This window comes from Streptomyces sp. NPDC002403 (assembly GCF_053593015.1).
Genome location: NZ_JBSFBQ010000056.1, coordinates 1 through 18,784, shown reverse-complemented (window position 1 = coordinate 18,784; position 18,784 = coordinate 1). Strand labels below are relative to the sequence as shown.

The 18,784-nt window shown below is 70.9% G+C and carries 19 protein-coding genes; 14 read left to right on the top strand and 5 right to left on the bottom strand.

The features are described 5' to 3' along the window. Positions 1–34: 34 nt before the first annotated feature. Positions 35–862, top strand: a complete 828-nt coding sequence (locus ACWCPY_RS36075) for a sulfurtransferase (RefSeq protein ID WP_451272281.1) — start codon at positions 35–37, stop codon at positions 860–862. 133 nt (positions 863–995) lie between these two features. Here the strand turns inward: ACWCPY_RS36075 and sepH are convergent, their stop codons facing one another. Continuing rightward, the gene (gene sepH / locus ACWCPY_RS36070) at positions 996–2,060 is read right to left on the bottom strand and encodes a septation protein SepH (protein ID WP_451272279.1); all 1,065 of its coding nucleotides are present in this window, start codon (positions 2,058–2,060) and stop codon (positions 996–998) included. Between the two features lie 497 nt (positions 2,061–2,557). On the opposite strand from sepH, the gene ACWCPY_RS36065 reads away from it, so the two are divergent. Further along, positions 2,558–3,607, top strand: a complete 1,050-nt coding sequence (locus tag ACWCPY_RS36065; protein ID WP_451272277.1) for a hypothetical protein — start codon at positions 2,558–2,560, stop codon at positions 3,605–3,607. Between the two features lie 52 nt (positions 3,608–3,659). Here ACWCPY_RS36065 and ACWCPY_RS36060 read toward each other — a convergent pair whose 3' ends face one another. Beyond that, positions 3,660–4,982, bottom strand: coding sequence for a D-arabinono-1,4-lactone oxidase (locus tag ACWCPY_RS36060; protein ID WP_451272275.1), 1,323 nt, complete (start codon positions 4,980–4,982; stop codon positions 3,660–3,662). Then, entirely contained in the window at positions 4,939–6,186 is a 1,248-nt protein-coding gene (locus ACWCPY_RS36055; protein ID WP_451272273.1) for an MFS transporter, read from the bottom strand. Before ACWCPY_RS36055 ends, ACWCPY_RS36060 begins: the two co-directional genes overlap by 44 nt. A 153-nt stretch (positions 6,187–6,339) precedes the next feature. On the opposite strand from ACWCPY_RS36055, the gene ACWCPY_RS36050 reads away from it, so the two are divergent. Next, positions 6,340–7,467, top strand: coding sequence for a ferrochelatase (locus tag ACWCPY_RS36050; RefSeq protein WP_451272271.1), 1,128 nt, complete (start codon positions 6,340–6,342; stop codon positions 7,465–7,467). Between the two features lie 36 nt (positions 7,468–7,503). Then, the gene (locus ACWCPY_RS36045) at positions 7,504–8,322 is read left to right on the top strand and encodes an inositol monophosphatase family protein (protein WP_451272269.1); all 819 of its coding nucleotides are present in this window, start codon (positions 7,504–7,506) and stop codon (positions 8,320–8,322) included. Positions 8,323–8,449: 127 nt separating this feature from the next. On the opposite strand, the gene ACWCPY_RS36040 is transcribed toward ACWCPY_RS36045, so the two are convergent. Continuing rightward, the gene (locus ACWCPY_RS36040) at positions 8,450–8,623 is read right to left on the bottom strand and encodes a hypothetical protein (RefSeq protein ID WP_177328142.1); all 174 of its coding nucleotides are present in this window, start codon (positions 8,621–8,623) and stop codon (positions 8,450–8,452) included. 360 nt (positions 8,624–8,983) lie between these two features. Between ACWCPY_RS36040 and ACWCPY_RS36035 the strand changes: the two genes are divergently transcribed. The 4 genes from ACWCPY_RS36035 to ACWCPY_RS36020 all read left to right on the top strand — a co-directional run bounded on the left by ACWCPY_RS36035 (position 8,984) and on the right by ACWCPY_RS36020 (position 12,582). Further along, a complete protein-coding gene (locus ACWCPY_RS36035; protein ID WP_072485872.1) occupies positions 8,984–9,637 on the top strand; it encodes a response regulator transcription factor in 654 nt (217 codons plus the stop codon). 6 nt (positions 9,638–9,643) lie between these two features. Then, a complete protein-coding gene (locus tag ACWCPY_RS36030; RefSeq protein ID WP_451272266.1) occupies positions 9,644–10,873 on the top strand; it encodes a sensor histidine kinase in 1,230 nt (409 codons plus the stop codon). Positions 10,874–11,277: 404 nt separating this feature from the next. Further along, positions 11,278–11,574, top strand: a complete 297-nt coding sequence (locus tag ACWCPY_RS36025; RefSeq protein ID WP_003965732.1) for a DUF4193 domain-containing protein — start codon at positions 11,278–11,280, stop codon at positions 11,572–11,574. 12 nt (positions 11,575–11,586) lie between these two features. Continuing rightward, positions 11,587–12,582, top strand: coding sequence for a hypothetical protein (locus ACWCPY_RS36020; protein ID WP_451272264.1), 996 nt, complete (start codon positions 11,587–11,589; stop codon positions 12,580–12,582). A 36-nt stretch (positions 12,583–12,618) separates the two neighbouring features. On the opposite strand, the gene ACWCPY_RS36015 is transcribed toward ACWCPY_RS36020, so the two are convergent. Further along, on the bottom strand, positions 12,619–13,074 hold the full coding sequence (locus ACWCPY_RS36015; RefSeq protein ID WP_451272262.1) for a DUF3093 domain-containing protein: 456 nt from the start codon (positions 13,072–13,074) through the stop codon (positions 12,619–12,621). 58 nt (positions 13,075–13,132) lie between these two features. Here ACWCPY_RS36015 and ACWCPY_RS36010 point away from each other — a divergent pair, with 58 nt between their 5' ends. The 6 genes from ACWCPY_RS36010 to kdpB form a co-directional block, all read left to right on the top strand. Further along, positions 13,133–13,717, top strand: a complete 585-nt coding sequence (locus tag ACWCPY_RS36010) for a PaaI family thioesterase (protein ID WP_451272260.1) — start codon at positions 13,133–13,135, stop codon at positions 13,715–13,717. Continuing rightward, on the top strand, positions 13,717–14,250 hold the full coding sequence (dut, locus tag ACWCPY_RS36005) for a dUTP diphosphatase (protein ID WP_362452589.1): 534 nt from the start codon (positions 13,717–13,719) through the stop codon (positions 14,248–14,250). The genes ACWCPY_RS36010 and dut overlap by 1 nt, the downstream gene beginning before the upstream one ends. Before the next feature lies 1 nt (position 14,251). Then, positions 14,252–15,025, top strand: a complete 774-nt coding sequence (locus tag ACWCPY_RS36000; RefSeq protein WP_451272258.1) for a DUF3710 domain-containing protein — start codon at positions 14,252–14,254, stop codon at positions 15,023–15,025. A gap of 370 nt (positions 15,026–15,395) precedes the next feature. Next, a complete protein-coding gene (gene kdpF, locus ACWCPY_RS35995; RefSeq protein WP_037701211.1) occupies positions 15,396–15,485 on the top strand; it encodes a K(+)-transporting ATPase subunit F in 90 nt (29 codons plus the stop codon). A gap of 7 nt (positions 15,486–15,492) precedes the next feature. Then, positions 15,493–17,157, top strand: a complete 1,665-nt coding sequence (gene kdpA, locus ACWCPY_RS35990; protein WP_451272256.1) for a potassium-transporting ATPase subunit KdpA — start codon at positions 15,493–15,495, stop codon at positions 17,155–17,157. Continuing rightward, positions 17,154–18,784, top strand: a 1,631-nt coding sequence (kdpB, locus tag ACWCPY_RS35985) for a potassium-transporting ATPase subunit KdpB (protein ID WP_451272254.1), incomplete at its 3' end; no start/stop codon positions are given. The genes kdpA and kdpB, both read left to right, overlap by 4 nt.

Genomic DNA, 18,784 nt, shown 5'->3' with positions numbered 1-18,784 from the left:
CGGGTGGGGTGACTCCTGCGCGAGGATGGCACCCATGAAGCCCATCATCACCGCATCCGAATACGCGAGCGAGTCGGCGGGGCCACGTCCGCCGGTGCTCCTCGACGTACGTTGGCAACTGGGCGGCCCGCACGGGCGGCCCGACTACGAGGCCGGGCACATTCCCGGTGCGGTCTTCGTCGATCTGGACGCGGAACTCGCCGGACCGGCAGGCCGCGCCGGCCGTCATCCACTGCCCGATCCGGAGGAATTCGGGGCGGTGATGCGCCGGGCCGGTGTCTCCCGGGACACCCCGGTGGTCGTGTACGACGGCGGCCAGGGCTGGGCGGCGGCACGCGCCTGGTGGCTGCTGCGCTGGACGGGGCACCCGGACGTCCGGGTCCTGGACGGCGGGCTCGCCGCCTGGACGGGTGAACTCCAGCAGGAGACCCCGGCCCCGGCCGAGGGCGACTTCCGGCCCGTGCCCGGTGCGCTGCCGCTGCTGGACGCGGACGGGGCGGCGGCGCTGGCCCGCTCGGGTCTGCTGCTGGACGCCAGGGCCGCCGAGCGCTACCGGGGCGATGTGGAGCCGATCGACCGGGTGGGCGGCCACATTCCGGGCGCCGTTTCGGCTCCGACCTCCGAGAACACGGGGGACGACGGCCGGTTCCTTGCCGCTCGGACGCTGGCGGCGCGCTTCAAGGAGCTCGGCGCCGACCGGGCGCGGGAGATCGGCGTCTACTGCGGCTCCGGGGTCTCCGGCGCCCATGAAGTACTGGCCCTGGCCGTGGCGGGCATCCCCGCGGCGCTGTACGCGGGTTCCTGGTCCGAGTGGTCCGGTGACGAGTCCCGCCCGGTCGCCACGGGACCCGAGCCGCAGTAACGGGACGGGAGCCGACCGGACCGGCCGGACCCGCCGCACCCGGCCCCGCAGGCGCCGGGTGCGGCGGACGCGCACGGCACGAGGGCCCGCACGCAGTGGCGTACGGGCCCTCTTCATCCTGTGGTCGCTCCGCTCAGTCCTGCTTCTTGCGGCGCGTACCGAAGACGATCTCGTCCCAGGTCGGTACGGCGGCCCGGCGGCCCGGCCGGACGCCGTCCGCCTCGGCCTGGCGGTCCGTCGTACCCGTCAGCCGGTCACGGTGACCGGCCACCGCTCGTGGCATCAGCACATCCGCGTAGGCGGAACCGGCGCCCGCGGAGGCCGCCGCGGCCGGCGGCTCGTCCACCTCCGGCTCCTGGGCGGCGGGCTCGATCGCGGGCGGCTCGGGCGGCGCCGGACGCTCCGGCACCACCATGTCGCCGCGGAAGCTCGGCACCGCCTCCAGCAGGCTGGTCAGCGAATCGCGCTCACCGGCCGAGACGGACGCGATGTGCTCCTCGGGCTCGGGCGGCGGCGGGGCCGTGGGCCGCTCCATCTGACGGTCCAGGGCGCGGTCCAGCGGCCGGTCGCGCGGCAGCCGGGCGATCCGGGGCACGAACGGGAAGCTCGGCTCGGGCGCGGCGACGTCGTCGGTCTCGCCGATCAGCGAGCGCGCCTCGTCGTCCACGGCCTGGACCAGCCGACGCGGCGGGTCGTACGTCCAGCTCGCGGAGTGCGGCTCGCCCGCGACCCGGTAGACCAGCAGGACCTCCCAGGTGCCGTCGTCCCGGCGCCAGGAGTCCCACTGGACGGTCTCCTTGTCGGCGCCGCGCAGCAGCAGCCGCTCCTGCACCGCCTCGCCGAGCTGGGGACCGGCGTTCTCGCCGGGACGGCGCACGGGGGTCTTCCGGGCCCGCTCGGCCATGAAGGCGCGCTCCGCGAGCACGGGGCCCTCGAAGCGGCGGACACGGTCGACGGGGATCCCGGCGAACTGGGCGACCTCCTCCGCGGAGGCACCGGCTCGTATCCGCGCCTGGATGTCGCGGGGGCGGAGGTGGCTCTCCACCTCGATCTCGATCTGGCCGAGCCGCGCGCGGTCGTTGCGCACGGCGGCTCGCAGCCGCTCGTCGATGGGAAGCGTGTACTCCGTGCTGTCAGCAGCCTTGAGCACCAGTCGTGTGCCGTCGTTGGAGACGGCCACGACACGCAGTTCGGGCATGGGGACCTCCCGGGTGGTGCCTGCCGACGTCACGTGCGTCGCTGCTTCCGCTAGTCGAGTGTGGCCTGCCCGGGTGCAGCCTGCCACAACATTGCCGTGTTGCCCGGCGTGTCGGGCGTGAGCCCTTGATCGCCGGTATGACACGGTGACCTATTCTGCAACATAAAGTGACCTTCGGTCACTTCGTGTAGCCAGTCCCCGTGCGATGCCGTGGCGCCGCCGGATCGAGTGCCTCCTTCGGCCCCCTCCCGAAGATCCCGGACACCCGTACGGGAGTCCGGCCCCAGGGCTCGCCACAGTACTCCATTCGGGCCACCGGGGTGGACCGCCGCGCCGTCGAAGTTCTCCTGAGGTGCGGGAGTTGGGCTACCCGGCCGAAGGCGGCGCACCCTTCGTGCGTGTCCTGCTTCACAGAATCCCCCGAAGCGGAACTAATCACTTCGCTCAAATGTCCCTTCCTGTTGCATGGTGGGAGAGATGTCAATCAAGGGCTGGAAATGGTGCAGAAGCCGGAAACTGACATAGAACCCAAAGAAAGGCGTATAGATCTGAGCCTGCCGCAGGTGGCGGGCAGCGCTGTGGCAGCGGTCGCGGCAGCGGTGGCGGCCTCCCAGCTGGGTGTGTACGGAACGATCCTCGGCGCCGGAGTGATGAGCGTCGTCGCCACCTGCGGCGGTTCGGTCTTCCAGCACTTCTTCCGGCGCACGGGGGAGCAGATCCGCGAGGTCACGGTCCAGGTGAAGCACCCGGGCCGCGAGGTGACCGTGCATACGCGCGAGACCACCGGCGCGCGTGCGACGAAGAAGGGGACGCGAGGACCGACGGGCACACCGCCCTCCCGCGCCACCCCCGGCGGAGCCACGGACGCCACCACGGTGCTGCCGGCCGTGGACGCCACGACCGTGCTGCGCGGGGCGGACGTCACGGCCGCGCCGCGCGACCCGGCCGGTGATCCGGACCGTACGCGGATGCTGAGGCCCCTCGACGCGACCCAGCTGCTCACCACCGGGCGCCCGGAGCCGGACGAGGAGTTCTCCGAAGCCACCACGCACGGCACCCGGATCCGCGGCTGGAAGCGGTCGGCGCTCGGGGCGGCCGTGGTCTTCGTCCTCACGATGGCCGGAATCACCACGTACGAGCTGATCTCCGGCAACGACCTGAGCGGTGGTCAGGGCACGACCGTCGGCTCCGTCGTGCGCGGCGGGGAGCGGGGTTCCGGGTCGGACGATCCGGCGCCGTCGACGACCACCGACCCCGGTCAGGGGCGGACGCCGGGCCGGGAGAGCGGCACGACGCCCGGTACGGACCAGCAGGGCGGCGCGAGCCGGAACCCGGACTCCGGCGGGGGAGACCGCTCCTCGGCCGATCCGACGCCCGGCCCCACCCGGTCGGGCAGCACCGGTGACCGTACGAGCCCGTCCCCGGCGGCCACTCCCTCCCCGACGGCACCCGGCGACGGCGCCTCCGCCGGCACGGCCCCCGCGGGCGGCGGCGAGGCCCCGGCACAGGGCAACGGTGCCACGGCCGGCACGGACACCGGACAGTGAACGGCTCCGCGCGCCCCGGGCGCGCGGAGCCACGGCCCAGGACCGGCGGACGCTACTCGCCCAGCACCCGGCGCAGGTAGTCGTTGCCGAAGAGCCGGTCCGGGTCCAGCCGGTCGCGCACGGCGGTGAACTCGCCGAACCGCGGGTACACCCCGGAGAAGTACTCGGCGTCGCGGGTGTTGACCTTGCCCCAGTGCGGACGCCCGGCGTGGGCGGTCATGATGCGCTCGACCGCCGTGAAGTACGCCTGGTAGGGCGTGCCCCTGTAGAGATGGACGGCGATGTACGCGCTCTCGCGGCCCGAGGCCGTGGAGAGCGCGATGTCGTCCGCGGGGGCGGTACGGACCTCCACCGGGAAGCTGACCCGCAGCGGCGAACGCTCGACCATCGCCTTCACCTCGCGCAGCGCCTCCACGGCGGCCTCGCGCGGCACCGCGTACTCCATCTCCACGAAGCGGACCCGGCGCGGGCTGGTGAAGACCTTGTACGGGATGTCGGTGTACGTGCGGGCCGACAGGGCGCGGCTGGAGAGCTTGGCGATCGACGGAATGGTGGCGGGGACCGCCCGGCCGAGCGAACAGGCCACCTGGAAGATCCCGTTGGAGAGGAGCTCGTCCTCGATCCAGCCGCTGAACTTTCCGGGCGGGGCGGCGGGGCCCGCGCTGCGGTTGTTGCGCTTGGTGTTGCAGTTCCCGGTGTGCGGGAACCAGTAGAACTCGAAGTGCTCGTTCTCGGCGACCAGCTCGTCGAAGTCGGTCATGACCCGGTCGAAGGCCATCGGCTCCTCGCGGGCCGTCAGCAGGAAGACGGGCTCCACGGCGAAGGTGATCGCCGTGACGACACCCAGTGCGCCGAGCCCGATCCGGGCGACGGCGAAGATGTCGGCGTTCTCCTCCGCGGAACAGGTCAGCACCGTGCCGTCGGCGGTGACCAGTTCGAGGGCGCGGATCTGCGCGGATATGGAGGCCGAGTCACGGCCGGTGCCGTGGGTGCCGGTCGAGGTGGCGCCCGCGACCGTCTGCTCCATGATGTCGCCCATGTTGGTGAGCGAGAGACCCTCGCGGGCCAGGGCGGTGTTCAGCCGCTTCAGCGGGGTGCCGGCCTCGACGGTCACCGTCATCGCCTCGCGGTCGATGTTCCGGATGCCGGTGAGCAGGTCCGGGCGGATCAGCACGCCGTCGGTGGCCGCCGTCGCGGTGAAGGAGTGCCCGGTGCCGACCGGCTTCACCCGCAGACCGTCCTCGGACGCCCGGCGCAGCACGTCGGCCAGCTCCGGAACGGAGGCGGGGGACACGGCCCGTACCGGCCGGGCGGTGACGTTCCCCGCCCAGTTACGCCACGCGTTCGTCGTCGTCCGTGCGTCGGTGTCGGTCATCTTCCGCGCGCCCTTCCATGAGAACCGGCCCGCTGAGCCGGCGATACCCCAGGAACGCCACCGCGGCCGCGAGCGCTCCCGACACGACGGGCACCGCGTACCCCGCCCCGGCCCCCGACGCGTCGACCACCCAGCCGGCGGCCGATGAGCCGAGCGCCACCCCGACGGCGAGCCCGGTGCTGGTCCAGGTCATGCCCTCGGTCAGTTCGGTGCGCGGTACGTGCTGTTCGACGAGGGCCATGGTGCTGACCATCGTCGGTGCGATGGCGAGACCCGCGACAAAGAGCGCCACGGCCAGGAACGGCAGGCTCCCGGCCAGTTGGAGGGGGATCATACTCACGGCCATCGCGCACACGCCCACCAGCCACCGGGTGGACGCCTTCCCCTTGAGGTGCAGCAGGCCGAAGACCGCGCCTGCCAGGCAGGATCCCAGCGCGTACACCGCCAGCACGAGGCTCGCCGCGGCCTTGTGGCCCCGCTCCTCGGCGAAGGCCACCGTCACCACGTCGACGGACCCGAAGATCGCACCGGTGGCCACGAAGGTCACCACGAGCACCTGGAGGCCGCGGGAGCGCAGCGCGGAGCCGCCGGTGTGCTCCCGGCGCGGATGCGGAACCGGCTCGGTGGCCCGCTGCGCGGTCAGCCAGAGGACGCCGACCAGCAGGAACCCGGCGGCCAGCAGCGGCCCCGCCTCCGGGAACCAGGCGGTGGACAGCCCGATCGAGATGATCGGCCCGAAGATGAAGCACACCTCGTCGACGATCGACTCCCACGAGTACGCGGTGTGCAGCTCGCGCGGCGAACCGCGGTAGATCTCCGCCCAGCGGGCCCGGATCATCGAACCCACGCTGGGCACACAGCCGGCGCCGGCCGCGAAGACGAAGAGCGTCCAGTCGGCCAGCCGCTGCTGTGCGCAGATCAGGAGCCCGGCCACCGCCGCCAGCGCGACGAGGGTGGCGGGACGCAGCACGCGGCGCTGCCCGTGCCGGTCCACGAGCCGGGAGATCAGCGGACCGAGCACCGCCGCCGACATCGCGAGCGTCGCGGAGAGGGCGCCGGCGAGGCCGTAACGGCCGGTGAGCTGGGAAATCATGGTCACCACACCGATGCCCATCATGGACAGCGGCATCCGGCCGAGGAATCCGGCCGCCGAGAACCCCTTGGTGCCGGGGACGGCGAAAATCGCGCGGTAGGGACTGGGCAAGGAGGGCTCCGGAACAGCGTGATCGCACGCGCCTGTAATACGTGAAGGTAACCGATACAGCTTACGGTCGGGGCGGTCGGTCCGACAGTGGGGTGGGTCCCTGAGCCGATGTCGGTGGGAGGGCCGTCCGAGGCGGGTGGCAGGATCGGTGTCATGTCCGATCTGCGCGATCCCGCCCCCTACGACGCCCTGCTGCTGCTCTCCTTCGGCGGCCCCGAAGGCCCGGACGACGTGGTCCCGTTCCTGGCGAACGTGACACGTGGCCGAGGCATCCCCGAGGAGCGGCTGAAGGAGGTCGGCAAGCACTACTTCCTGTTCGGCGGCGTCAGCCCGATCAACGCCCAGAACAGAGCCCTGCTGGACGCCCTGCGCAAGGACTTCGCCGAGCACGGACCGGACCTGCCGGTGTACTGGGGCAACCGCAACTGGGCGCCGTACCTCACCGACACCCTGCGCGAGATCTCCGCCGACGGGCACCGCCGCATCGCCGTCCTCGCCACCAGTGCCTACGCCTCGTACTCCGGCTGCCGGCAGTACCGCGAGAACCTCGCCGAGTCACTGGCCGCGCTGGAGGCGGAGGGGCTGCCGGTGCCCCGGGTGGACAAGCTGCGGCACTACTTCAACCATCCCGGTTTCGTGACGCCCATGGTGGACGGTGTCCTCGCCTCCCTGGCCGACCTCCCCGAGGACGTACGGGCCGGGGCGCACCTCGCCTTCACCACGCACTCCATCCCCACCTCGGCCGCCGACACCTCCGGCCCCGTCGAGGCGCACGGCGACGGCGGCGCCTACGTCGCCGAGCACCTCGACGTCGCCCGGCTGATCGTCGACGCGGTGCGCGAGGAGACCGGCGTCGAGTACCCCTGGCAGCTCGTCTACCAGTCGCGCAGCGGCGCCCCGCACATCCCCTGGCTGGAGCCCGACATCTGCGACCACCTGGAGACGCTGCACGCGCAGGGGGTGCCCGCCGTGGTGATGGCCCCCATCGGATTCGTCTCGGACCACATGGAGGTCCTGTACGACCTCGACACCGAGGCCACCGCGAAGGCCGCCGAGCTCGGGCTGCCGGTGCGCCGGTCGGCAACGGTGGGCGCCGACCCGCGGTTCGCCGCGGCCGTGCGCGAACTGGTGCTGGAGCGCGCCGCCACCGAGCGGGGGCAGGGCGGGGAGCGGTGCGCGCTGGGCGCGCTCGGCCCGGGACACGACCTCTGCCCGGTCGGCTGCTGCCCGGCCCGGGCCCCCAAGCCCGCCGCCGCGGGTGCCGACAGCCCCTACGCGTAAGCGTCCCGCCATACGTCCACAGACCCCTGGAGAGCCGTGACCGACCCGAATCCGTCCGAACTGCTCGAGCTCGCCCTGGAGGCCGCCGGCCGCGCGGGCGCGCTGCTCCGTGACGGCCGGCCGGCCGATCTGGGCGTGGCCGCGACCAAGTCCAGCCCGATCGACGTCGTCACCGAGATGGACCTCGCCGCCGAGAAGCTCATCACCGGCTTCCTGAGCGAGCGCCGCCCGCAGGACGGCTTCCTCGGCGAGGAAGGGACCAGCACCGAGGGCAGCAGCGGCGTCCGCTGGGTCATCGACCCGCTCGACGGCACCGTGAACTACCTGTACGGCCTGCCCACCTGGGCCGTCTCCATCGCCGCCGAACGGGACGGCGTGCGCGTCGTGGGCGTGGTGGAGGCCCCGATGCGCCGCGAGACCTACCGGGCGGTGCTCGGCGGCGGGGCGTACGCCACGGGCGGCGCGTACGGCGAGGGCACCGCGCTGCGCTGCCGGCCCGCGCCGCCGCTCGACCAGGCGCTCGTCTCGACCGGTTTCAACTACGTCAGCCACGTCCGTACGCACCAGGCGGACGTGGCCCAGCAGCTGATTCCGCGGCTTCGTGACATCCGGCGCAGCGGTTCCGCCGCCGTGGACCTCTGCGACGTGGCCTCCGGCCGTCTCGACGGCTACTACGAGCGCGGGCTCCACCCCTGGGACCTTGCGGCCGGCGACCTCATCGCCCGTGAGGCCGGCGCGTACACCGGCGGGCGCCCCGGGCAGCCCGCCGACGGTGATCTGACGATCGCTGCGACGCCGGGCGTCTTCGAGCCGCTGCAGACCCTCCTGGAGGAGTTCGGCGCCTGGCACGACTAGGGTCTTTCGTTCGGATCATGCCGGCCCCGCGAGCCCGGCATGATCCGAACGAGAGGCCGGCCTTCGGGCATATGTGAAGGGCCCCTGACGCCGGTCCCGGCGTCAGGGGCCCTTCACATATGCGTACTCAGACGCTGGTGGCGCCGATCTCGACACCGTGCTCGGCGGCGAGGCGGTGAAGGTCCTCCAGCTCGCTCTGCTCGACATCCGCGAGGAAGTCGTCGCCCGTCTCCCGGGCTCTCGTGAGGTCGTGCTCGGTGGTCTTGATCCGCTGCAGCAGACCTGCGGTGAAAGCGTCCATAATGCGCCCCCTCATCGTGGGTCGGTGGCACGGGGGTGTGCCCGGGGTTTCCCTCCGCACGGAGGCGGTAGGGCGGGTGATCACGCGCTCTCCGGGGACGGAGTGGCCAGTGGTACGCCACATTCAAGGCGTGATCGCGGGTGTGAATTCGTCCTCCCCTGGCCTGGGGCGGGAGAAACCTCAACTGGCCGGAAAATCCGGTGAATTCCGTTGAGCCCCAGGTGGGGCAGCGTCGTCTTACCGCCGGTTTATGCGCGTTGCGGGCAGGATGGAGCCGCACAGACCAGTGCCGACGGATGCCCGGATCACGGACCGTGGGTGCTTCGACACGTTCTGAAGTTTCTAAGGAAGGACAGCGCCGTGCGCGTACTCGTCGTGGAGGACGAGCAGCTGCTCGCCGATGCGGTGGCCACAGGGCTGCGCCGGGAGGCCATGGCCGTCGATGTCGTGTACGACGGTGCGGCGGCCCTGGAGCGCATCGAGGTCAACGACTACGACGTCGTGGTGCTGGACCGGGACCTCCCCCTGGTGCACGGCGACGACGTCTGCCGGCGGATCGTCGAGCTGGGCATGCCCACCCGGGTGCTCATGCTCACCGCGTCCGGGGACGTCAGCGACCGGGTCGAGGGCCTGGAGCTCGGCGCCGACGACTATCTGCCCAAGCCGTTCGCCTTCAGCGAGCTCACCGCACGGGTGCGGGCGCTCGGCCGGCGTACGACGGTGGCCCTGCCGCCCGTCCTGGAGCGGGCCGGCATCAAGCTCGACCCCAACCGGCGCGAGGTCTTCCGGGGCGAGACGGAGGTCCAGCTCGCGCCGAAGGAGTTCGCCGTACTGGAGGTCCTGATGCGCAGCGAGGGCGCGGTCGTCTCGGCCGAGCAGCTGCTGGAGAAGGCCTGGGACGAGAACACCGACCCGTTCACCAATGTCGTCCGGGTGACCGTCATGACGCTGCGCCGGAAACTCGGCGAGCCGCCGGTCATCGTCACCGTGCCCGGTTCCGGCTACCGGATCTGACGGCCGATGCCTTCCGTCCCCGCGCCGCCGTCGGCGCCACCGAAGCCCACCTGGGAGCCCAAACAGCAGGAGCCCCCCTACTGGCTGCGTCCGACCATCCGGATACGGCTCACGCTGCTCTACGGCGGCATGTTCCTGATCGCCGGAATCCTGCTGCTGTCGATCATCTACATGCTGGCCGCGCAGGCCCTGCACGTGGGCAGCGAGCTGCCGTTCCAGATCGTCAACGGGCAGGTCCGCAGCGATGTCTGCAACCTGCCGGAGAAGGCATCGCCGGAAGCCTTCAACGCGGCGATGAACTCCTGCGTCAACCACCAGCGCCAGCAGGCGCTCGACACGCTCCTGAACCGCTCGCTGCTGGCTCTGGTGGGGCTGAGCGTCATCGCCTTCGCCTTCGGCTATGCGATGGCCGGTCGGGTGCTCTCGCCGCTGGGCCGGATCACCCGCACCGCCCGCCGGGTGGCCGGAACGGACCTGTCCCGCCGGATCGAGCTGGACGGCCCGGACGACGAGCTGAAGGAGCTCGCCGACACCTTCGACGAGATGCTCGACCGCCTGGAACGGGCCTTCACCGCCCAGCAGCGGTTCGTCGGCAACGCCTCGCACGAGCTGCGCACACCGCTCGCGATCAACCGCACGCTGCTGGAGGTCCATCTGTCCGACCCCCAGGCCCCGGCGGAGCTGAAGCAGCTAGGCAAGACCCTGCTGGCCACCAACGAGCGCAGCGAGCAGCTGGTCGAGGGCCTGCTGCTGCTGGCCCGCAGCGACAACCAGATCGTCGAGCGCAAACCGGTCGACCTCGCGGAGGTCGCCTCGCGCGCGCTCGACCAGACGCGCGGCGAGGCCGAGGAGCGCGGTGTGGAGATCCGAGGCGAGCTGGCCCCCGCCGTCGTGCAGGGCAACGGCGTCCTGCTGGAGCGGATCGCGCTGAACCTCGTACAGAACGCCGTGCGCTACAACGTCCCCGAGGGGGGCTGGGTGGAGGTCACCACCGAGCTCCAGGGCGGCCAGGCCGTGCTGGTGGTCTCGAACACCGGCCCGGTGGTGCCGGCGTACGAGATCGACAACCTCTTCGAGCCCTTCAGACGGCTCCGTACGGAGCGAACGGGCAGCGACAAGGGGGTCGGGCTCGGCCTGTCGATCGCGCGCTCCGTGGCGCGCGCACACGGTGGCCGTATCATCGCGGAGCCCCGTGAAGGCGGTGGTCTTGTGATGCGTGTCTCACTGCCGGTCTGAGAGGCTGGACGGAGCGATTCGCGCACGAATTGACTTGTTCGCTTTGAGCGGAATTTTCGGGACCTGTGCCCGGATCGTCCGTGTGTGATCGATCACAGGAGCGAATCTGTGACCGTCAACGCTCCGTGATCAGGGACTCCACTCGAAAACCCGCAAAAGTCGGGGTTTTCGGGGCCCGATATCACGGGAAGTACACGGGGTGGCGCCCGTGGAGCGCGACACCGGGACCGTGTACGGTCCCCATCGCCACCCAAGCCGACCGCTCACGAGCGGTCCTATTGGGTGTCGATTGAGTAACAGACCTTGATGTGAGGCAAAATCTCCGCCTCGGGTCGGGCACAAGTCCGGCCTCTCACGCGTTACGTGCGCTGAGACACCGCAGACACCCAGAGGGGGAGAGCGACATGGCAACGGATTACGACACCCCACGCAAGACCGATGACGACGTCGACCAGGACAGCCTCGAAGAACTCAAGGCTCGCCGGAGCGACAAGACGGCGTCCGCCGTCGACGTCGACGAATTCGACGCGGCCGAAGGACTGGAGCTGCCCGGCGCAGACCTGTCCAACGAGGAGCTGGCCGTCAGGGTCCTGCCCAAGCAGGCCGATGAGTTCACGTGCATGAGCTGCTTCCTGGTGCACCACAGGAGCCAGCTGGCACGGGAGAAGAACGGCCAGCCGATCTGCCGCGACTGCGACTAGGTCGCGCCGACCGTGGCAGGCGACACACCGTTCCGGAAGCGACGCTTGCGGCGCAAGAGGTCGTCGGAGGCGTATCAGGGCGGCACGGGCCCGGCAGAAGGCGTAGCAGCGCCTGCCGAGCCATCCGCCCTGCCACCCTCCCCGGGCGAGCGGGACGACGAGCGGGGCCGGCCGGCCTCGCTCGAAGCGGTTGTCGCGGCGGCCGAAGGAGTCGACACGGCCGATGGGGCCGGACAGGTCGACAGGACGGAGCCCGTGACCGGGGCAGGCCGTCTGGGTTCAGTGAAACGGGGCGTACGCAAGAGCGGGGAGAGTGCCAAGGCAGCGATCGGTCATATCGCCGACCTGATCATCGAGAACGCTCCCCGCATCCCTGTGCGCGATCTCGCCACCCTGCGCAAGCAGTTCCCGGGCCTCGGCCCGGAGGAGCTCGCCGACAAGCTGGTCGCGGGCGCGAGCAAGGGCAGCGCCACCGTCGGAGCCGGAATCGGCGCGGCGGCGATGATGCCCGTACCGCCCGCCATGCTCGCCGAGCTGGCGGCGGAGATCACCGGTGTGGCCGCGATCGAGATGAAACTCGTCGCCGAGCTGCACGAGGTCTACGGACAGCGCCCGCCGGGCGGGCTCGGCCAGCGTTCCACCGCCTACCTCACGTCGTGGACGGAGGAGCGCGGAATCGATGTCGCCCACCCCACGACGGTCAACGCCGCGCTGGGCGGTCAGATGAAGCGCGAGCTGCGCCAGCAGATCATGAAGCGCATGGCGCGCGATCTGCCGAGTCTGGTCCCGTTCATGGTCGGCGCCGCCGTCGGTGCGGTGATGAACCGGCGCGACACCAGAAAACTCGCCGAACGGGTCAGGAAGGACCTGCGCAAGCACCAGATCCCCTGGGACCGGCTCCCCGAGCTGCCTCCGCTTGAGCGGCAGGTGGGCCCCCGCAAGGCCCTGCCGGGCGAGCCGGACGCGCAGAGCTCCCCGGGTCGCCGCAGAGGCGGTAAGGGAAACTAGGGCCTCTCGTTCGGATCAGGCCGGATCCGAACGACCTCAGGCGCGTACGGCCGTGAGCGCCGCCACCAGGGCCTGCGGCTCGCGCGTCGACAGATAGACGTACGGGGTCGGGTCCTGCGGATCGGTGACCTCCACCCGGACCGCCGTCGGGATGTAGCTGCGCAGCAGCATGAACGCCCGGGTGTCCGCCTTGTACGTGCGCCACGCGCGCGCCTCCTCCCCGTCCAGCACCTCGGCCTCGCCGAGCGCCGTCACCGGAATCCGTGCGTCGCCGGCGACCAGGGCGCCCGCCACGACCCGGATCCTGGCCGAGCCGTAGGAGCTCACCGCGACCGCCGACAGGGCCGTGCCGCCCGCGAGACCGGCCAGCAGGGGCAGGGTGCCGAGCGGCAGCAGCATCAGCGCGCAGGCGATGCCGATCAGGAGGGCGATGAGCCACCACGAACGGGGTGCGGTCAGTCGTTCGTCGAAAGGCGGGGTGGAAGGCTGCATGGACCCAAGCTTGGCACGGTGCGACCCGCGGGTAGCCGCGCGGGTAAGGTCTGCGCCTGTGAGTGGAACATCTGCGGCTCTGAAGCCCCCGGCCGACGCGGTGAAACCGGTCCGGCACCCCGAAGCCCCGGCCCCCGGCGAACTCCTCGGCGCGCACTACGAACACTGTTTCGGCTGCGGCGGTGGGCAGCAGCACGGGCTGCACCTCCAGGCGCGGGCCGGTGACGGCGTCAGTGTCACCGCCGAGTTCACCGTGAAGGCCGCTCACCAGGGCGCCCCGGGGCTGGCGCACGGCGGGATCCTGACCACCGCGCTGGACGAGACGCTCGGCTCGCTGAACTGGCTCCTGCGGGTGATCGCCGTGACCGGACGGCTGGAGACCGACTTCGTGCGTCCGGTTCCGGTGGACACCGTGCTGCACCTCGACGCGGAGATCACCGCGGTGCACGGCCGGAAGATCTACTCCCGGGCGACCGGCCGGATCGGCGGCCCGGACGGGCCCGTCGCGGTCCGGGCCGAGGCCCTCTTCATCGAGGTGAAGGTCGACCACTTCATCGAGAACGGCCGCCCGGCCGAGATCCGGGCGGCGATGGCCGACCCGGACCAGGTCAGGCGCGCCCGGGCCTTCGAGGTGAACCCCTGATGCGCCGGCCCGTGGACGTACTGATCCGCCGGATCGACCCGGACGTGCCGATCCCGGCCTATGGGCACCCGGGCGACGCCGGAGCCGATCTGGTGACCACCGAGGCCGTCGTGCTCGCCCCGGGGGAGCGGGCGGTGCTGCCCACCGGGGTGTCGATCGCGCTGCCCGACGGATACGCCGCGTTCGTGCACCCGCGCTCCGGCCTCGCCGCACGCTGCGGAGTCGCCCTCGTGAATGCCCCGGGGACGGTTGATGCCGGGTACCGTGGAGAGATCAAGGTGATCGTCATCAACCTCGACCCGCGTGAGCCCGTGCGGTTCGAGCGGTTCGACCGGATTGCCCAACTGGTCGTCCAGCAGGTCGAGAAGGTGCGCTTCCACGAGGTGGCGGAGCTGCCCGGCTCGGCCCGCGGCGAGGGAGGCTTCGGATCCACCGGAGGGCATGCTTCCGGTGATGTTGATGGCGTCAGGGGCGGGATTACCCAGGGCGGGAACAGCTACGCTTCGGTCGTACCCGACCGGGAAGGACAGTGACGTGTTCGGACGTCGCAAGAAGAGTGGTTCCGCCGAGGACGTGGCGGACGAAGCGCGCGAGGCCGAGCAGGTCGTCGACGAGCTCGATGACACCGACGGCGCCGCCAGCGGCCCGCGTCGGGTGAACCTCCCGCCGGCACCTCGGCCGGACGGGCCGTGGGACATCTCCGAGGTCTCCCAGCCCGGTGAGGGACGGGTCGACCTGGGCGGCGTCTTCGTGCCCGGCGTCGAGGGCATGGAGCTGCGCGTCGAGGTGGCCGGTGACGCGATCGTCGCCGCGACCGTGGTGCTGCGCGACAGCGCCATCCAGCTGCAGGCCTTCGCCGCGCCCAAGAAGGAAGGCATCTGGGGCGAGGTCCGCGAGGAGATCGCGGCCGGCATCACCCAGCAGGGCGGGATCATCGACGAGGTCGAGGGCCCGCTGGGCTGGGAGCTGCGTGCCCAGGTCCCCGTACAGCTCCCGGACGGGACGAACGGCGTGCAGCTGGTGCGCTTCGTCGGCGTCGACGGACCGCGCTGGTTCCTGCGCGGAGTGATCTCGGGCCAGGGTGCCGTGCAGCCGGAGGCCGCCGGACTGCTGGAGACGATCTTCCGGGACACCGTGGTCGTCCGTGGCGAGGGCCCGATGGCTCCGCGCGACCCGATCGTCCTCAAGCTGCCCAACGACGCCCAGATGGTCCCCGAAGGGGTCCAGCAGGAGAGCCAGGAGGGTTCGAAGTTCTCCGGCGGCATGGGCCAGCTCCAGCGCGGACCCGAGATCACCGAGGTGCGCTGAGCGGGCACGGGCAGCCGCCCGGCACAGCTTCGGCCGGTGGGCCGTACCCCCTTTCGAGGGGGTGCGGCCCACCGGCCGTTCCGCGTCCGGAAGAAGCCACCAGGCTGTGCGCAAGACGGGTTCCGGACAGCGCGCAAAGGGGGCGCGTATGGGGCGCGTATCGGGCACGTATGTGCGCCGTAAAAGGCCCGCCGTTCCCCGTAAGGAAGACATCAACGCAGGCCAGGACACCCGTGGCGAGAGGTTTGCTCAAGAGGTCCGAGAATCCGTACCTCATCTAGGAGCACACGATGGCCGATGTGGCCTTCGTCGTCACCACGATCGCGGTCTTCGCGCTGGTGGCTCTCGTCGCCAAGGGGGTGGCGAAGCTGTGACTGCCGAGAACATCGTCGGCCTGATCGTGGCCGTCGCCCTGCTGGGCTACCTCGTCCTCGCCCTTCTGTACCCGGAGAGGTTCTGAGCGCGATATGAGCCCCGTCCTCGCTGGTGTGCTCCAGGTTCTCGCGCTCGTCGTGGCGCTGGGGCTGGCGTACCGTCCGCTCGGCGACTACATGGCCGGCGTCTACTCCTCGAACAAGCACCTGCGCGTCGAGAAGTGGATGTACAAGGCCGTCGGCGCCGACCCGAACACGCAGATGCGCTGGCCCGCGTATCTGCGGGGGGTGCTCGCCTTCTCCGTGGTGAGCGTCCTCTTCCTCTATCTGCTGCAGCGGCTCCAGGGCGCGCTGCCCGGTTCGCTCGGCTTCGCCTCGATCGACCCGGACCAGGCGTTCAACACGGCGGCGTCGTTCGTCGCCAACACCAACTGGCAGTCGTACTACGGCGAACAGGCCATGGGCCACGTCGTGCAGACCGGCGGCCTCGCGGTGCAGAACTTCGTCTCGGCCGCCGTCGGGATGGCCGTCGCGGTGGCCCTCGTACGCGGCTTCGCCCGCTCCCGCACCGGTGAGCTCGGCAACTTCTGGTCCGACCTGGTGCGCGGCACCGTACGGATCCTGCTGCCGATCGCCGCCGTCGGCGCGCTGCTGCTGGTGGCCTGCGGCGCGATCCAGAACTTCGCCGGCATCCACGAGGTCGGGCAGTTCATGGGCGGCTCGCAGCAGTGGAACGGCGGCGCCGTGGCCTCCCAGGAGGCCATCAAGGAGCTGGGCACCAACGGCGGCGGCTACTTCAACGCCAACTCGTCCCACCCGTTCGAGAACCCCAACGGGCTGTCCAACCTTCTTGAGATCTTCCTGATCCTGGTCATTCCGTTCGCGATGACCCGGACGTTCGGCCGGATGGTCGGCTCGCTCAAGCAGGGATACGCGATCCTCGCGACGATGGGTGTCATCTGGCTGGGCTTCACCACCCTGATGATGTGGACCGAATTCAGCCACCACGGGCCCGCGTTCGAGATCGCGGGCGGGGCGATGGAGGGCAAGGAGACCCGGTTCGGGATCGCCGGCTCCTCGATCTTCGCCGTGGCCACGACCCTCACCTCCACCGGTGCGGTGAACTCCTTCCACTCCTCGTACACGGGCTTCGGCGGCGGGATCACCATGCTGGGCATGCAGCTCGGCGAGATCGCGCCCGGAGGTGTGGGTTCCGGCCTCTACGGCATGCTCGTCATGGCGATCATCGCGGTGTTCATCGCCGGGCTGATGGTCGGCCGGACGCCGGAGTACCTCGGCAAGAAGATCGGCACCCGCGAGATCAAGCTCGCGGCCTGCTACATCCTGATCACCCCGGCGCTGGTGCTCTGCTTCACCGCCGCGGCGATGGCACTGCCCACCCCGCCCCACTCGATGACCAACACCGGCGCCCACGGATTCTCCGAGATCCTCTACGCCTACACCTCGGGCGCCAACAACAACGGTTCGGCGTTCGCCGGGCTCAACGCGGACACACAGTGGTTCAACACCACGATCGGTCTCGCGATGCTGCTCGGCCGGTTCCTGCCGATGGTGTTCATCCTCGCGCTGGCCGGCTCGCTCGCCGAGCAGAAGCCCGTACCGGCGACCGTGGGCACCCTGGGCACGCACAAGCCGCTCTTCAGCGGACTGCTGGTCGGCACGATCCTGATCATCACCGGGCTGACCTTCTTCCCGGCCCTGGCGCTGGGGCCGCTGGCCGAAGGGCTGGCGTCATGACCACTCGTACGGAGCAAGAGGACGCGATGTCCACTGTCACCCCCACCCGGGCACCGCACCAGGACACGCCCACGGGTCACCAGAGCGAAGGACGCGTCGGCGGGGGCCTGTTCGACCCCGCGCAGCTGGTCCGCTCCTTCCCCGACGCCGTACGCAAGCTCGACCCCCGGGTGATGGTCAAGTCCCCGGTGATGTTCGTGGTGCTGATCGGCTCGGTGTTCACGACCGTGCTGGCGTGCCTGGACCCGGGCGAGTGGTTCGGCTGGGCGATCGCGGCCTGGCTGTGGCTGACCACGGTCTTCGCCAACCTGGCGGAGGCGGTCGCCGAGGGGCGTGGCAAGGCGCAGGCAGACACGCTGCGCAAGGCCAAGACCGACACCGTCGCGCGGCGGCTGGCCGGCGGGAGCGAGGAGCAGGTGCCCGGCACCGAGCTGCGCATCGGCGATCTGGTGGTCTGCGAGGCCGGTGACGTCATCCCGGGCGACGGTGATGTCGTCGAAGGCGTCGCGAGCGTCGACGAGTCCGCGATCACGGGCGAGTCCGCCCCGGTCATCCGGGAGTCCGGCGGCGACCGGAGCGCTGTCACCGGGGGCACGAAGGTGCTCTCCGACCGCATCGTCGTCAAGATCACGACCAAGCCCGGCGAGACGTTCATCGACCGGATGATCGCCCTGGTCGAGGGCGCCGCCCGGCAGAAGACGCCCAACGAGATCGCGCTGAACATCCTCCTCGCGTCCCTCACCGTCGTCTTCCTGCTGGCCGTCGTCACCCTCCAGCCCTTCGCGATCTACGCCGGGCAGCGGCAGTCGATGATCGTGCTGACCGCGCTGCTGGTCTGCCTGATCCCGACGACCATCGGCGCACTGCTCTCCGCGATCGGTATCGCCGGCATGGACCGGCTCGTCCAGCGCAATGTCCTCGCCATGTCCGGGCGCGCCGTCGAGGCCGCCGGTGACGTGTCGACCCTGCTGCTCGACAAGACCGGCACCATCACGCTCGGCAACCGGCAGGCCGCCGAGTTCGTACCCGTGAAGGGCACGACCGAGGCCGAACTGGCGGACGCGGCCCAGCTCTCCTCACTGGCCGACGAGACGCCGGAGGGCCGCTCGATCGTCGTGCTCGCCAAGGAGAAGTACGGGCTGCGCGAGCGCCACCAGGGTGAGCTGAGGCAGGCCGAGTGGGTCGCGTTCACCGCCCAGACCCGGATGTCCGGCGTCGACGTGGACGGACGCAAGGTCCGCAAGGGTGCCACCGGTTCGGTCGTCACCTGGGTGAAGGAGCGCGGCGGCACCGTCTCGCAGGACGCGCAGGCGCTCACCGACACGATCTCCGGGGCGGGCGGCACGCCGCTGCTGGTGGCCCTGGAGGACGAGCACGGCGCCCGCGTCCTCGGTGTCATCCACCTCAAGGACGTCGTCAAGGAGGGCATGCGGGAGCGGTTCGACGAGCTGCGCCGGATGGGCATCAAGACGGTCATGATCACCGGCGACAACCCGCTGACGGCGAAGGCCATCGCCGAGGAGGCCGGCGTCGACGACTTCCTCGCCGAGGCCACCCCCGAGGACAAGATGGCCCTCATCAAGCGCGAGCAGGGGGGCGGCAAGCTCGTCGCGATGACCGGCGACGG

Excerpts from the sequence above, each read along its gene's own strand:
- sepH (WP_451272279.1), bottom strand. The coding sequence starts at position 2,060 with ATGCCCGAACTGCGTGTCGTGGCCGTCTCCAACGACGGCACACGACTG.
- ACWCPY_RS36060 (WP_451272275.1), bottom strand. The coding sequence starts at position 4,982 with ATGACCGACACCGACGCACGGACGACGACGAACGCGTGGCGTAACTGG.
- ACWCPY_RS36030 (WP_451272266.1), top strand. The coding sequence starts at position 9,644 with ATGCCTTCCGTCCCCGCGCCGCCGTCGGCGCCACCGAAGCCCACCTGG.
- ACWCPY_RS36075 (WP_451272281.1), top strand. The coding sequence starts at position 35 with ATGAAGCCCATCATCACCGCATCCGAATACGCGAGCGAGTCGGCGGGG.
- kdpA (WP_451272256.1), top strand. The coding sequence starts at position 15,493 with ATGAGCCCCGTCCTCGCTGGTGTGCTCCAGGTTCTCGCGCTCGTCGTG.
- ACWCPY_RS36065 (WP_451272277.1), top strand. The coding sequence starts at position 2,558 with ATGGTGCAGAAGCCGGAAACTGACATAGAACCCAAAGAAAGGCGTATA.
- dut (WP_362452589.1), top strand. The coding sequence starts at position 13,717 with ATGCGCCGGCCCGTGGACGTACTGATCCGCCGGATCGACCCGGACGTG.
- ACWCPY_RS36015 (WP_451272262.1), bottom strand. The coding sequence starts at position 13,074 with ATGCAGCCTTCCACCCCGCCTTTCGACGAACGACTGACCGCACCCCGT.
- ACWCPY_RS36050 (WP_451272271.1), top strand. The coding sequence starts at position 6,340 with ATGTCCGATCTGCGCGATCCCGCCCCCTACGACGCCCTGCTGCTGCTC.
- ACWCPY_RS36025 (WP_003965732.1), top strand. The coding sequence starts at position 11,278 with ATGGCAACGGATTACGACACCCCACGCAAGACCGATGACGACGTCGAC.
- ACWCPY_RS36040 (WP_177328142.1), bottom strand. The coding sequence starts at position 8,623 with ATGGACGCTTTCACCGCAGGTCTGCTGCAGCGGATCAAGACCACCGAG.